The sequence below is a fragment of the Psychroserpens sp. SPM9 genome (assembly GCF_025153525.1).
In the GTDB taxonomy this organism is placed as follows: domain Bacteria; phylum Bacteroidota; class Bacteroidia; order Flavobacteriales; family Flavobacteriaceae; genus Psychroserpens.
On sequence record NZ_JANZNR010000004.1, the window covers coordinates 346,629 to 361,125 of the forward strand.

The 14,497-nt window shown below is 32.2% G+C and carries 18 protein-coding genes; 3 read left to right on the forward strand and 15 right to left on the reverse strand.

Annotated elements, in window-relative coordinates:
* Positions 1-32: 32 nt before the first annotated feature.
* The 3 genes from N4270_RS10545 to N4270_RS10555 all read right to left on the reverse strand — a co-directional run bounded on the left by N4270_RS10545 (position 33) and on the right by N4270_RS10555 (position 1,925).
* Positions 33-635: a short chain dehydrogenase gene (locus tag N4270_RS10545; RefSeq protein ID WP_260097064.1), complete on the reverse strand. Its 603-nt coding sequence runs from the start codon at positions 633-635 to the stop codon at positions 33-35.
* Positions 635-1,222, reverse strand: a complete 588-nt coding sequence (locus N4270_RS10550; protein ID WP_260097065.1) for a YdeI family protein — start codon at positions 1,220-1,222, stop codon at positions 635-637. The genes N4270_RS10545 and N4270_RS10550 overlap by 1 nt, the downstream gene beginning before the upstream one ends.
* A 154-nt stretch (positions 1,223-1,376) precedes the next feature.
* Positions 1,377-1,925 (reverse strand): HNH endonuclease, encoded by a 549-nt coding sequence (locus tag N4270_RS10555; RefSeq protein WP_260097066.1) that lies wholly within the window; start codon positions 1,923-1,925, stop codon positions 1,377-1,379.
* Positions 1,926-2,158: 233 nt separating this feature from the next.
* Here N4270_RS10555 and N4270_RS10560 point away from each other — a divergent pair, with 233 nt between their 5' ends.
* The 3 genes from N4270_RS10560 (at position 2,159) to N4270_RS10570 (ending at position 4,645) form a co-directional block, all read left to right on the forward strand.
* A complete protein-coding gene (locus tag N4270_RS10560; RefSeq protein ID WP_260097067.1) occupies positions 2,159-2,656 on the forward strand; it encodes an RNA polymerase sigma factor in 498 nt (165 codons plus the stop codon).
* A 1-nt stretch (position 2,657) separates the two neighbouring features.
* The gene (locus N4270_RS10565; RefSeq protein WP_260097068.1) at positions 2,658-3,290 is read left to right on the forward strand and encodes a hypothetical protein; all 633 of its coding nucleotides are present in this window, start codon (positions 2,658-2,660) and stop codon (positions 3,288-3,290) included.
* Between the two features lie 62 nt (positions 3,291-3,352).
* Positions 3,353-4,645 carry a lysophospholipase gene (locus N4270_RS10570; protein WP_260097069.1) on the forward strand — a complete coding sequence of 431 codons (1,293 nt, stop codon included), beginning with the start codon at positions 3,353-3,355 and terminating at the stop codon, positions 4,643-4,645.
* Positions 4,646-4,727: 82 nt separating this feature from the next.
* On the opposite strand, the gene N4270_RS10575 is transcribed toward N4270_RS10570, so the two are convergent.
* From N4270_RS10575 to N4270_RS10630, 12 genes are all read right to left on the reverse strand, one after another.
* Positions 4,728-5,789, reverse strand: a complete 1,062-nt coding sequence (locus N4270_RS10575) for a bestrophin family protein (protein ID WP_260097070.1) — start codon at positions 5,787-5,789, stop codon at positions 4,728-4,730.
* Between the two features lie 365 nt (positions 5,790-6,154).
* Complete coding sequence (locus N4270_RS10580) at positions 6,155-6,883, reverse strand: hypothetical protein (protein ID WP_260097071.1); 729 nt, start codon at positions 6,881-6,883, stop codon at positions 6,155-6,157.
* 57 nt (positions 6,884-6,940) lie between these two features.
* Positions 6,941-7,390, reverse strand: coding sequence for a nuclear transport factor 2 family protein (locus N4270_RS10585; protein WP_260097072.1), 450 nt, complete (start codon positions 7,388-7,390; stop codon positions 6,941-6,943).
* Positions 7,391-7,530: 140 nt separating this feature from the next.
* Positions 7,531-7,989: an N-acetyltransferase gene (locus tag N4270_RS10590; protein WP_260097073.1), complete on the reverse strand. Its 459-nt coding sequence runs from the start codon at positions 7,987-7,989 to the stop codon at positions 7,531-7,533.
* Between the two features lie 134 nt (positions 7,990-8,123).
* Positions 8,124-9,164: a DUF6438 domain-containing protein gene (locus N4270_RS10595; RefSeq protein WP_260097074.1), complete on the reverse strand. Its 1,041-nt coding sequence runs from the start codon at positions 9,162-9,164 to the stop codon at positions 8,124-8,126.
* Positions 9,165-9,175: 11 nt separating this feature from the next.
* A complete protein-coding gene (locus tag N4270_RS10600; RefSeq protein WP_260097075.1) occupies positions 9,176-9,571 on the reverse strand; it encodes a VOC family protein in 396 nt (131 codons plus the stop codon).
* A 15-nt stretch (positions 9,572-9,586) separates the two neighbouring features.
* Positions 9,587-10,006 (reverse strand): YciI family protein, encoded by a 420-nt coding sequence (locus tag N4270_RS10605; protein ID WP_260097076.1) that lies wholly within the window; start codon positions 10,004-10,006, stop codon positions 9,587-9,589.
* Between the two features lie 273 nt (positions 10,007-10,279).
* Positions 10,280-10,855, reverse strand: coding sequence for a hypothetical protein (locus tag N4270_RS10610; protein ID WP_260097077.1), 576 nt, complete (start codon positions 10,853-10,855; stop codon positions 10,280-10,282).
* 59 nt (positions 10,856-10,914) lie between these two features.
* Positions 10,915-11,325 carry an immunity 22 family protein gene (locus N4270_RS10615; RefSeq protein ID WP_260097078.1) on the reverse strand — a complete coding sequence of 137 codons (411 nt, stop codon included), beginning with the start codon at positions 11,323-11,325 and terminating at the stop codon, positions 10,915-10,917.
* A gap of 41 nt (positions 11,326-11,366) precedes the next feature.
* Positions 11,367-12,146: a DUF6090 family protein gene (locus N4270_RS10620; RefSeq protein ID WP_260097080.1), complete on the reverse strand. Its 780-nt coding sequence runs from the start codon at positions 12,144-12,146 to the stop codon at positions 11,367-11,369.
* Positions 12,147-12,358: 212 nt separating this feature from the next.
* Positions 12,359-13,117, reverse strand: coding sequence for a DUF3667 domain-containing protein (locus tag N4270_RS10625; protein WP_260097081.1), 759 nt, complete (start codon positions 13,115-13,117; stop codon positions 12,359-12,361).
* Positions 13,118-13,265: 148 nt separating this feature from the next.
* Positions 13,266-14,471 (reverse strand): intradiol ring-cleavage dioxygenase, encoded by a 1,206-nt coding sequence (locus N4270_RS10630; protein WP_260097082.1) that lies wholly within the window; start codon positions 14,469-14,471, stop codon positions 13,266-13,268.
* Positions 14,472-14,497: the final 26 nt, after the last annotated feature.

Below are 14,497 nucleotides of genomic sequence, written 5' to 3' on the forward strand. Positions count from 1 at the left end.
TGAATCGCTAAAGGTTAAAGAAATCAATTATGTTAGTCGTAGATTCTGATAATTTCACCATGACCTTTGCCTTTAACACTTCTAATATAAGCATTGATAACTTTAGTCATGGGTATGGGATGATGTCCAGGAAAGTAATCTTTGTATTTTTCATAAGCATCTTCAACCATTCCTGACGATACGACATTGACTCGTATTCCGTTTTTAATTTCAAGTGCTACGGCTTTTACAAAGCTATGAATCCCTCCGTTTACCATGGCAGCACTCGTAGTTTTTACAACCGGATCATCGGCTAAAATACCAGTAGATAAGGTTATAGAGCCATTTGGTTTTAAATAGTGTTGACCTATACGCACCAGATTAACTTGTCCCATAAGTTTACTTTTAAGACCAATATAGTAATCGGTTTCAGTAAGTTTATCAAAGTCGTCCCATTTAGCTTCACCTGCGATACAAATGATAGCGTCAAAGGTTCCTGTTTTTTCAAACATTGCGCTAATAGAATCACTATCTGCAATATCAACAGTTGCCTCTCCTTGACTACGTCCAGCTATTACAATATCATTTTTTTCTTTAAAATGGGACACTACTTTTTTTCCAATAGTCCCGTGTCCTCCAATAATTAGTATTTTCATTATTTATAATTGTCATTTAGACCTTTGCCGTTTAATATGTTGGGTATGGACTTTTCAATTCTAGATTGACGGGTTTTTGATTGTTTGGCATTGGCAAAGTGTAGGAGGTAGCCTCGTTGTCGTCCAGGTGTTAAGGAGTAGAATGCTGATTTTATTTCAGAATTGCTTTCTAACAATGTTTTAAATTCGTCAGGGATTTTAAACTCAGACGTCTTTTTCAGTTTTATTTCTAATCCTGCTTTTTCAACTTCAATGGCCTCAAAAATATAAGATTTGATGGTCGTTTTTAAATCAATAATCTCTTGTAAACTGGTAAACCGAAGTTGTCTGGCCGATTGAACGTTTTTGGTTTGTTGAATAAGAATAGTGTTGGTGTCTTTTAATAAAACGCCTTTATGAAACAGAAGTGCGCAATATTTTTTAAATCCGTGAATTAATACAATGTTACTTTTATTATAAGTATAACAGGGAACGCCCCATTTCAATTCTTCTACCAAAGTACAGTCAAGTACAATCTTACGTAATTCGTTATATTCTTGTTTCCATGGCGTGTCTTTGTCAAAGAACCAATCTACATTTGAATTCATACCTTTTGTTGATTTAATTACAGTCTTATTTCGCTTAAATGGGGCGTTCAAACAGTCGTGATACAAGGTAGTAAAAAATGAACTATAGGTAAGCAAAGTTAAGTTGATTATAACTCATCACAATTATAGCAACAAGGATAAGGCTAATGCTTTTTTATTCAGTAACTGAGCTCCAGTTTTCTCCAGTTTTTATTCGGTAGAGTTGCATTTCAGAAATTCCAAATTGCTTGGCAATCATTTTTAGGCGAGTTCTTCGGTTGGGATCATTAATTTTCCGTTTAATGAGTTTAACCTTAGTTTCGGTTAATTTAGTATGTGAAGGTAATTTACGGACGATGTTTTTAAAATCTGGATTGCTAAACTGATGCACCTCTTTTTCTCTCTTAGTAGCCCATTTTAAATTTTCGACACGATTATCGGTTTTGTCATAGTTGAGATGAATCACACAAATGCCATCGTTTTGTTCAAGAAAATGTTGAGCAACCAGTTTATGAACATATCTACTGGTTAATTTTCCATTCTTTTTTTGTCTTACAGGTAAGTTTTGATACCCATTAATGTAGTACTTTTTGACTAGGAATTCTTCTTCGGTTTTACAATTTTTAATTCTGCCGTAATTTGAGATTTTAAACTTTTCTGCATCTGAAATATTTTCGTCAAATACAATCTCTTTCCATTTTTCGTTCCAATTATTTCTTATCATGACCATTTTCATTTATACGTTGGTAACGTACGTTACATCCTTTAAAATTACTAAAAGAAAATGAGTAAGACGAACAACTGCGGGCTTTTCTGAAGGTTTTAGCATTAAGTAGTTAATTTTTAAGGTGTTGCGTTTTGTGTTTTTTTAACCTTAAACCTATTAAAAATAGTAATTATTAATTGTCATATTTCCGTAACTTCTGTAACTAAAACAGTAAAGAGATAAAAAGAAACGTGCTGGACCAGAATTTCGAACAAGTACTTGAAGCTAATAAAGAAAAAATCTATCGTATCTGTAAGATTTATGCAATAAATCCTATAGAGCCACAAGATTTATTTCAGGAAGTCGTGTTTCAAATTTGGAAATCTTTATCCAGTTTTAAAGGAAACTCAACTATTGATACTTGGATCTACCGAATTGCATTAAATGTGTGTATGCGATCTAAATTGAAATTTGAAAAAAGTAATGATAAAAAGGTAAGGTTAGAAGCGATAGCCTTTAAAGTAGCCGATACTTCAATAGATGAATCTGAACAAGAAAAATTTAGGTTTTTAAAGCAATGTATTACAACCTTAAATGAAAGTGATACTTTGATTATTGTGTTGTATTTGGAAGAATTGTCGTATAAAGAAATTGCCACAGTAACTGGTTTATCTGAAAATCATATAGCAGTAAAGATGAAACGAATTCGCAAGCGTTTATTTGATTGTATTAACCCAAAGCTAAACTAATATGGAAGAATATCATTTAAGACAGATTTGGAAAAGTTCTTCAAAAAACGAATATATCTCAGTTGATAAAAATCAATTAATTAAAGATTTTAAGGCTGGTATGGAAGGTAGAGAACATATTGTTCGTAGAAGAGACCGACGAGAAATTATAGCAGCCATTGTTGGTATAATTGGCTTTGGATATACACTTTATCTTTACTCTAATTTGATTTCGTTTATAGGGTCAATACTTGGTATTCTCTCATTAGTATATATCATCTTTAAATTGAGGAACCATCGAAAAAGTAAGTTTACAAAAGCCTTGTTTTTACCTATTCACGACCAGTTAGTTAACCAAAAACAGTTTATGTTGGGTCAATTTAAGCTGTTAAATACAGTTTTATATTGGGCGTCATTTCCACTTTTTTTTGCAAATACACTCATAATTTGGGGCATTTCAAAATCCAGCCAACCACTAAGTATTGTAGAACAGTTGGTTTATAAATGGGAAGCAAAATTAATGTTCACCTTTTTGATAGCGTTCTTCTTTGTTTACATAGGATGGCTAAATAAAAAAGCAGCTAAAGTTAACTGGCGTCCGCTAATCAAGCAGATTGAAACAATTATCAATAACCTTAAAAACACAGATAATTAAATTATTCTGTCATAAAATCCAAACGCTTGTCACTAATCAAATAGAAACATAAAATAAGAGTTATGAAATTTTTAAAAATAAAAAACAGTTTTTTTTCGGTGATGGGTGTACTATTAATGTTAATTGCATTTTTAATTTTTCCAGATTCAGCACCTTGGTACTATGAAATGATAGTATATAACATTGGTTTGCTATTAATTATAATTCCGAAATATCCTAAGATTAAACATGAATTAAAGCTTATGAAGAATCGTAGTATTGGAATCCTGCTTTTTCTCACAACATTTTGTGCAACAGGTCAAGATTATTCAAAACAGATTGATGCTTTTGCTAAGAGTTTTGCCGAAAAAAACACAACAGCAATAAGTGCGTTTATGAGTTCTGAATTAAAGTTTGTAGACATTCCAACAACAAATACGCCTGCCATAATGAAAAATATTGTGTCAAATTTACCAAAACTTAAAAGTATGACGCTTATTGAAAGTAAGCAAGGTAGTGCAAAAGTAAAGTATGATTTTGAGGTTCTTGGAGTAAGAGAATCTATTATATTTTTTGATAGTTCTGGCAAAATAATAAAGATTGAGTTGGTAGATAATTTAATTAAACAAGAAGCCGAAGCCAGGCGTCAGCAACAAGAAAGTGTACAATCTCCTCAAATAGGGGAATTCGAGAAAAAGCATGTTACAAAGACTGTAGAGTTTGTGGCATCTGATGGTTTGATTATAAATGGGAATTTATATGAAGTGGATAAACAAAAGCCAATAGTGTTATTATGTCACCAAGCAGGATATAACCGAATTGAATATGCCGATATAGCACCAAGATTAAATGCCTTAGGCTATAATTGCCTTGCGATAGATTTACGTTCTGGAGGCACTTTTGCTGGAGAGCCAAACACAACAAATCAACGTGCCATTGAACAAGGATTGAATTCTGAAATGATAGATGCTCAGCAAGATGTCACTGCTGCTGTGGCCTTTCTCAACCAACTTTACAAGCAAAAAGTTATAGTTTGGGGCAGTTCCTTTTCATCCAGTTTAGCTTTATTGGAAAGTCGTAATAATCCTAAAATAAAAGCTATAATTGGTTTTAGTCCTGGAGATTATTTTGGTGATAAAGCTCCATCTTTAGCCACTGTTTTTTCAAAAATTGATATTCCTTTTTGGGTGAGCTCGTCAAAGCAAGAAGCCGAAGTATTAAAGACTTTAATTGGCGATTTAAAATTAAAAAAGAAGCAACAGCAATTTATTCCAGAATCTAATGGTTTTCATGGCTCAAGAGCTTTGTGGACAGGCCAAAAAGGAGCCGAAGACTACTGGGCTTCAGTTATTGAGTTTTTACGTGAATTAGACTAAGTCCTTAAATGAATTTCTGCGAGATGATTCTGTAGAATCTGTTGTGACTAAAAAGAAAAACATCAATTTATAAAGTTTAGACTTACATCTGTGTATCATAAATTACAGGAAATTGCTTTGGAATATCGTCTAATGATTCGCCAAAATTTTGTCTTAAATCGATCTCAATGCCACGAGCCATACTAGATATTGGAACATCATTAGCAGAACCTTCAAACGGATTTTCACCAGTGCGTCCAATACGTTCCATGGTGTGAAAAATCCAAGCAACAATAATATAAAAAGGGACTGAAAGCCAAATAAAAAACGAGCCAACTGTAGGATGAAGTGTAGTCATTTCTTTTCCAATTTCAGCAAATTGCGGTACAATTGCTAAAGGCAATAATAGCACAAAAAGCCACATAAAATAGTGGTTTAAGGTTGCAAATTGTCGCGGATAAGGGAAATTTTTGATGCGTTCAGATTTGCCTTGTAGTGTGAATAATTCTTCCAGAACACCCTCAGTTTGTAAAAAAGAAAATTCCCAAACAATGCCTTTTTCTTTAAGCTGTTTTAAATGATGCGACTGTAGGTAAAGAACCGCTGTTTGTTTGTTGTTTTTGCTCATCACATAGTCTAAATCTTGTTTAGAAAGATAAGGTCTCATGTCATCTTCAACGTTAGATTCCCATTCGGGTGGACGAACCATTTTACTCCATTCTTTGTTAGTCTTTTCATGAATAACAGTTTCCCAAGGTTTAGAAACACGCATGGCATGCCTTAATGCTGTCATCCATGCGATATGTCTGTAAGTTAATGTTTTGATTTCCTGTTGTAAGGTTTCTTCAGAGCATTTTTCTTTAGCATATTCATTACTTACCATGTCTTGCACATACATACCAAACGTTCGGGAAGTATTAACAATGCCGCCCCAAATTTTTCTGGCTTCCCAAATTCTTCCGTAGGCAGAATTATTTTGAAAACCAATAACAAAAGCAACTGCAGTGCCAATCAAGGCTAAAGGTGTCCAAGGGATTTTTAACCATTCTAAGTCAAAAAAGTAATATAATGATACAAATATGACGATTATAGCTACAAACAAAAGGGTCTCATAACGCGTCCATTTTGCCATATCCTTAATTTTGAAAACCTTTTTAGTATACATAAAGTTTATAGTTTTGAGTTAGTTGTTCGCTGGATGTTACAAAATGTTTACATTCAACAATATTATAAAAACTAAGTTAGTGAAAGAATATTAAACGGTTTACTTTTTCTGCTTAACGACTTCTACTGGTATGAATATAGGTAAATAACTAGGCATACAGTTTTTTGGAACAAGGTCATCTTTGTACAAGCCTATTGTTTCTCCGATTGTTTTAAATCGACTACGATGTTTTTCTTCCCATTTACCTATTTGTCCAGATGTATAGTTCGTTATCATTGAAACTACTGGTTTCTTCCATATACGAGACCGATAAGTAATCTGAAGATGCACTTGTAGGAGATTAACGTTTTTATTCGGGTAAAGTTTTATTCATAAACATATTCAAATGTCATCGTTTTATTATTCTCAAGGCTTTCTATAATCAGACTGTCAATGAGTTCATTTTTATTGAGGTAATAGGTGAGTTTGTTTTTTCCGTCCATGATCACACCACAGCAAAACACCATTTTTTCGCTATAGGTGAGGAGTTCATTTTTTATAGCGCTGAAGTAATAGTCATTCTTCTGTTTGCTTGTAAAATTTAGTTGCTTTACGTCATCACTATTGAGTAAAATGTCCTCTTTAATAATTTCACGTTTGACTAATTTATTGTCAGCATAAGACGTTTTTTGTATTTCAATTACGGAATCATTTTTTGAGTAGTTATATACAACATCATAATAAACCTCTGGAGGTGTATGTTGTTTAATTTCTGATTTCACCAATCTGTTTTTAGCGTCGTATGTTAAGACTTCATAATTATTTGAAATGTCATAGATTGCTGTGATATTTCCGTTTGCGTCTAATTCATAAAAGCGATGCCCTTTAATATTTAAAGACTTCAACCCTTTAAGCTTGTCTTTTTTTCCGATGAGCAGCTTGTCATGCCAATACGAGTCAATAGGTGCTTTTAAAAAACCATCCTCAATTTTAAACTTTGATGTATCAATTTCAGTTTTATCCTTTTCTAAATCTGTGTTACTCCTATCAGTTGTTGCTTTTTTACAATTTAAAAGCATCGTAAATACTAGTAAGATTAGAATTTCAGGCTTCATTTTTTCTTTTTTTACTAAATCAATAGTTTTCAATACGTACTGATAACTTGTCAACCTTTATTCTTTTTCAGGAACAGCCATAGTGTGATTAGCGATGAGATAGCATTTTCCTTTTTTCTCTACATAGGTTCTCATAAAATGATAGGTGGTTGGGGTAGGACCTCTATCAATAATGGTATAGCCACTGACGATTCCTGTAGTTCCTGAAATGATTACTTTAACCGCTTTCGATTTTCGTGATTTGGTGTCTTTTTTGTTCTGTCTTGTATACCTTCCAATTCTTTCTAAAACAGCAGTTTTATCATCGATTGTATTGGCATGATTATGAACCCAAATAAAATCGTCGGCCAATAGTGATTTGATAAAATCAAAGTCTAATTCTAATTGCGCTTTTTCCCAGGAGGCGTCTAATTTTTTAAGATGCCCTTCATTTATGCATTTTTCTTGTGCAGATACAGAGCAAATGGATAATGCAATACAAGCGATAAATGTTTTTAGAAGGTTCATTGTTGTTATTTTAATGATTGGTTACTATGCCGACATGTTTTCTTTTTAATTCTGAAATACAATATAGTGAATTGTAAGATAAGAATATGTACGTCTTGAGTCGTTACAATTAACGATTCGCCTTGTTGGTAATTATGAGTTCAGTTTAATTCTAATTTCATGAGTAGCCTTGGAGAATTGTCGAAATAGTAGTTCATGACTTCCGTTTTCTTTTTGAAACCTAATTTTTCGTATAAACTGATAGCAGCACTATTGTCGGGAGTAGTTGTTAACTGAATGGTACTGATGTTTTTGTTTTTGAATACCGTTAACAATTTAGAGGTCATATGCTGACCGATTTTTTTCTTTTGTTCTGATTTTACGACAGCTAGAGCAAAGACCCAACCCATTTTATGGTCATAATCGATGCCTCCAAAACAATACCCTTTTATTTGATTTAGTTCGTCTACAGCCACCAAAAAGAGGTCTGGGAATATATCATATAGTTGTCTAAGCACGAACAAAGGATAATTGTTTGGCCCAAAAGCTTCTTCTTCCAGTTGAAAAATGCGTGTTAGGTCGTCCTTTACGACGTTTCTTATTTTGAAATTTGAATTCAATATTTTCAGGAAATTATTATTTTATTAAGCTGTTTATTTGAAATATTATGACCAACATTTTAATGTATTAATTAGTCCTGTTGACTAAGCATAAGTTAGTAAAATAGTGTAAATATGAGAACTGGTTGCTTTAATTAATTTTGTGAATTGTTATTAGATGTAGTTAACTCCTGCCAATCCTGATTAAATCTTAATTCAAATAAAAGCTCGTATAATCTTGTAAGTCCGTATGTTCCAATCAAACCATAATCTTTAATTAGTTTCACTTTTCCTCCATCATAGACTATTTTTAATGTACAGCTTTGATCGTCTGTCCAGTCTACCCAATAGTTGTTTTTTAAGTTTTCGAAATCCAAATAATTAATTAACTCAATAATCTCTTGATATTTTTCATTAGACAGTTTTGTTTTAAAAGTTCGGTCTCCATTAGGATTGAAGAGGTCATGATTTTTATCAAAATTATAAAGACCGGCATTAAATGTGGCAGATTTGTCGGCGTCTATATGTAGTTGAAAAATAGGACATGTTCCATAACATGGACCTGTTGAATATTCTATAGTTTCTATATTATGAGTAATTGGATTTGCGTTTACTTCTATAAAACTTCCATATTTATAAATAAGCTTATCAATGGTTTCGTCTCTATATTTTTCATTTTTATAATTTATTTGATTAGGAGTATTTATTATTAAAAAAGATTGTCCGTTTTCTTTTTCAATAACAGGAACTATGGATGTTGAATGATCTTTAACTACATCTATAACTTTTATACTGTCATTATCAAAATTCATTAAAACCATTGAATTGAAGCTACAGGATGTTTCTCCAAAACAATCTTTATTGTCTCCTATAACCAAGATGTCTGTGAATCCATTATTGTCAAAATCAGTTTTATAAAAGGCTTTAGTTATTTTAAGTTGATTAGCCATTTTTTTGGTTAAACTATCTGATTTATAGCCTCTGTCAAAATCTTGAATTCTCCTTAACTCAAATTCTTTGTAGCGACTGTTAACCTTTCTAATATAATTTTCAACTTCGAAATTTGTGTTTAAACTATCAATTTTTGTCAGATTTAATTCGGATTCAGGAATTACTTCTGTGTTTTGAGAGGCTTTATTGCAAGCACTTAAAGTTAAAACAATGATCATTAATTGTATGAATTTTTCTGACATCATTATTTTGTAGTTTACAATTCTTCTACTAGTTGAATGTTATTTCCGCAGGTATCATTTAAAACGGCATATTTTACAGTTCCCATTTTAGTTGGCTTAACACTAAAATCAACGCCAAGTTTTGTTAATCTTTTATATTCGTTTTCTACATTGTCAACATCAAATTGTGTGTAGGGATATCCTGCTTCCATCAAAGCATCTTGATACACTTTACAAGGTTCAAAATGATTAGGTGCCGGTTCTAATAATAATTCTGGACCATCTTGCCATTCAGCAGAAACTAGTGTAAGCCATCTATTGCCTCCTCCTAATGGGAGATCTTTCTTTTTTAAAAAGCCCAGTTTTTTAGTATAAAATTGTAGTGCCTTTTCCTGATCTCTCACTGGGATACTGATGAGTGTTACTTTCATTGTCGTTTTATTTATTTAAAATCCTACTTTCCAGACTTTATCAGAAGCATCTAGGTATTCAGATAAGGCAGCAGAACCATACCACATATAGAGTTCGGGTTCTAAAAACTTTGCTTTGATGGCTGGGTCGGTTTCAAGTAAAACACGAGCGTCCTCTAGGGTAGGCACATCCAAAATAAAAATGCCACGATATGTGTTGTCATTTTTAGCCATTGGTCCAGCTACAATGAGTTTCTTTTCTTTAACTAGGCGACTAATATTACTCATATGACCTGCAAAACAGCTGTCTTTTAAAGTTTTGTTAGTAGATTCGTTGGTTCCCGTTTTTAGAATAACGAATACATAATTTTTCATTCCGTAGTCATCTGCACCTAATTTGGTCGCTAATTCCTGGTCGTAATTCGGATTTGTTTTTTGTGAAAAGCAGATATTCATTGAGAGTATAGCTATAAAACATGTTAAAAGATAGTTCATCATCAATAGTTTTTTGAATTGAAATGTCAATGCACAACCGTTAGTGATTAAATTTCGTTGCATTGTAGAAGTCTAAGTTAATAAATTAAACTAAAATAGAGGAGAAGCACTAAGCCAATACAAATAAATAAGTAAGTAATTATTTCTGTTGAGAATTTTTGCGACTTTTCTTATGTTGGTTAATTGTATTTTTCCAGTTTTCAATACGTTAGTTTTAATTGTTGGTTTGGGAGTTTACTTCGTTTTTTCTTCCTTTAATAGTTGTCCTTCGGCGCTCAGTTCATATTTATATCCTTCCCAATCTATTAATTCGATTCTATTTTCAACGATTTTAAATTCTGTTTTTCCATCTGGATTTATAAACAGGTCTCTTGCAGTAAAACGCCATTTAATTTCACCATTTTTAGTAATTCTACTTACTTGAATTTCTCCGTGAACAATAAAGTCTTCGCCAAATTCATAAATGCCAAAACAGGTCGCCATGTCACATTGAAGCCTCCAGTTAACTGATAAATCTACTAAATTTAGAGCGTATATGTGGTTAGAACAGCAAATATAAATTTGATCATTTTTAATTAGAAATGAGTGTTCATAAATCCCTGTGGCTCCTGCTGTTTCTGATAGTAATGCGCTATAGGTTTCAATTCCGTTTTCAGTGATTCGAATGCCATGTTTTGAAGACGGTTTAAATTCTAATTCAAACCCTAAATCGGCAGGATATTGTTTATTGAATTTCTGACTAATTTCCGCAGTATCCAAATCAGATTCATTTGTTATTTCAATAGTGCAATTTTGATAGTTGACTTTCATTTTATGATTTTGGTCAAATTGTTACAATTGAATTTAGTACGTTAGACGCAATTACGTAATTATAATTGATATTCTTTTTTGAAAACAAATTCTATAGGCTTTTCAATAGTTTTCATTCCGTTGTATTCAAATAGCATTTCATTTGTTGAGTGTTCTCCTTTTTCTCCAAATAAAAACGAAATCGAATGTCGATTTGATAAGTCTCTTTTTTTTAATTCAGAAATAAGTTCGTCGAAAAAGTATTCAGAGTCGAGTAAGTCGTCTTTATATTCCGTTAGTTTATGTAATTCCAGTTTACTAAACCACCAACTTTCCATAAAATCTTCATCATAATATTTTAATTCAGAATCTTTTGCAAATTCAGATTCAGGTGCGTCATCGTTTGTGTAATCAAAATTTAGGTAGTTGTTGTAGAATTGGTCTTCAGATTTGAAAGTTCCAATCCAAACGCAAATTATCTTTTTAGTCATAGGTTTTCAAATGTTTACTAACGAATGGTATAGAATTTCCGTTAGTTTTCTTTTAATTCTGAATTAATAATCTGAATCATTATTTCGATTTTATCCATAAAAACTTGTTCATCTATTACATTCTCTTTTTTCCAGATAAAAATATTGGCTGTTAGGTCTTCCATTTCACGATTATTGAAGAACCATTGATAGTCTGATGAATAGGTGCCTTTTGGAAAATCTTGATATCTTTTTGATGTTGTAATGGCATTTAAAGTACTTAATTTGCCATCTAATGTAGGCCATAAGCGTTCATTTAAGAGCTTTCTTACGTAGCCATCTTCTTGGTTGGCGTCTATAATCATCGATTCAAAAGATGAAATGTAAGATTTCAATTCAGCGTTTTGAATGTAATCTATTTTATTGGATGCAATAAGTGATTTGATGTAGCCATCTTTAGCTTCAAATGAATATCCGCTAAAAGCATTATTCATCAGCGAATCTAATTTTGATTCAGAAAGGTTGGAAACATCAGTTGCAAAAAGTTTTAAAATAAACATACCATCTTCAAGTTCCGACTTATGTTGATTATTTATCTCTTTAAGTTCTTCAAGGTTGAATTTTAATTCAGTTTTTAAATTTTGAAGGATTTCAACTTCCGCATTTCTTATTTTTCGCTGTTCATTCCAATTATTTATCTGAAGTGCGATCAAAATCCCTATAACCACAAGAATGATTTCACCAATTGCGTATTTCAAATACCTGCCTGTTCGGCTGGCAGACTTTCCGGTTTTATGTTCTGAAAGTAGTTGTTTTCTAATGTGTCTGAAGAATTTTATCATTTGTCATTGGTTGGTCATAATGATGCCCAACGAGTTTGTGTAAGGTTACTTACGGAAAATGGCTATCATCCTTTTCCGTTTAGCTACTAATTTAATTAATTTCAATGGTTTTTTGATAGGGAAATCAGTAGTAATTTACTATGCACGTCGTGTGTGGCGTTTTTCTTTCTGATGTATTATAATTAAATCTCAATCCCTATAGGACTAAAAAATCATATAGGAAATAATATAGCAAGTATCAGAGGTATTAAAAAGAACCGAAGCAAGACAAATATTATTAGACCAATTAAAATAAAAAATATTCTTTTTAATAGCGGAATGTCTTTGAAGAAATTAATTAAAGCATACGAGTAATAGATTATAATTGCTCCAAAAACAAAAACTACTGGTACATGAAAATCTATTAAAAGTTTTGGGAGTCCATCCAACAGGATGACTATAAATATGGAGTTAGATATAAGATAAAAACTAAGAACAAGCAGTTCGGAATAGTTGTATTTTAATTTTCTAAATAACAAATAAAAACCGAAAGGAAACACCAGAGCCTCTATCAAATTACCTAATAAAGTCCAGTCGGTAAGTAATCTTAAGTCCCATAGTCGCATACTTTTGTTTAGCTGTTCAGATAAAAATGAAAAGCCTTGAAAACTATCATTAACAATGACGTCATTCGATTGAGTCCAATATAACATAGTTGCCAATGCAGCCAGAGCAATTACTAAATATCGTGTTGGATTTGTGTATGTCTTGCGTTTCCCTTGAATATAAGATTTAGAAACTGTACTAGGTTGGATAATCAGATTCCAAAAGGTATAAAAAAAGCCTTTGTGAATATTGAAGGTATTATCAAAGAAGTCTTTTACAATATTTGAAAACGCTAATCTATTGTTAGCCGAATTAATCTGACCACAATTGAAACAAAAGTTTCCTTCGAAATCAGTTCCACAATTATTACAATTATTTCTTTTCATCATTTTGAACAATGACAATCAACGATGTTGTGCAGATTTAGTTGGATACACGTACGTTGTTGTTTGTACTACAATATAGTAAAAAGTAGGGAAGGACCTTAGTTTTGCCAATGTTAGCAATTAATATGCACGTTTTTGAACGCCGACATTAATTTTGCTTTGGTCTTGAAAGCTTAAAATAGTCGTTTGCTGATTTATCTAATCGGTTTATAATCTTATTGAAATTCTGCTGGTTTGGCTTCAGGTCGACGTATTTATCAATAACTTTACTTCGTTTATAAATCAGAAACGTGTTTTCAGTATCTGGGTCAATTTTATTTAAATGTACTTCTGAAGGTTTATCGTTAAAAGAAGGTACAAAAGTCAGGGCTACTTTCTTTAAACCAAGTTCGGTTCCCAGTTTTTCCAATTCCTGCATTCTGGTGTATTTATCGTAGTTTAATTCGTTGCCATAAACAAAATAAACTTTCAAATAGTCTTCTCTTTTTTGGCTTTCTGTGTCTAAAAAAGTAAGCCATTCTTTAATAGCATTCCAATTTGGTTTGTTGCCTACAAAATATAGAATCCCGTGATACCATCCGTATTTACAAATTGGGCAGGTTTTTGTGCCTTTGTCTGCTCCATAAGCGTGAAATGGTGTAAAGGATATAATATCTTCACCAATGTTTTTGCCTGATCTCTTTTGACTCGTATCTTCAATGGGATAGTCAGGAATATTCAAGCCTAAATAGATATGGCGTTCACCAACCCAGATATTGTCTTTTTGTACAAATCTTATGACGCCAGTTCCGCCACGATTTTCCATGTTTTTTCGCCATTGTGTTGTTAGAAGACGGTCATTATCAAACACAAAATCATCAATATAATAAGGTTCTTTCATGTTTTGTTCCTTTACAGTAATATGAATATGTGCAGGTTGATCTCTACTTGGATAGGTTTCGGGTTTTATGGTGTAGATTGAATAGTTACCTTGCTTATCGGTTTTTAACCAACCTCTAATGTAACCGTGAGTATGCCCCAATTTATTTTTCGGCATATTTCTTTCTTCGCTTTCTTTTGTGGCGTAAATACCATCAGTATTGGTTTGATAGTAGTACAGAATTACATTTGAAGCTGGTGTTTTGCCGTCTATTTGATAAACGGTTCCTGTAAGTAAAATTTTCTGTCCTTTTTCTTTAAATGCAGGACTTGTATCGATTGCGGACAATTTTCTTGGCATTTTGTAATAAAATGGCATTGATTTATCAAAATCATCACTTAAAGTTTCGGTCTCTTTTTTGGTGTTTTGGCTATTACAGTTTGATAAATTTAAACAAGCTAGTAGCAAAATTCCTATTTTAATAATGAGTTGCATCTATAAAGTTTTTCAATAAAATTAGG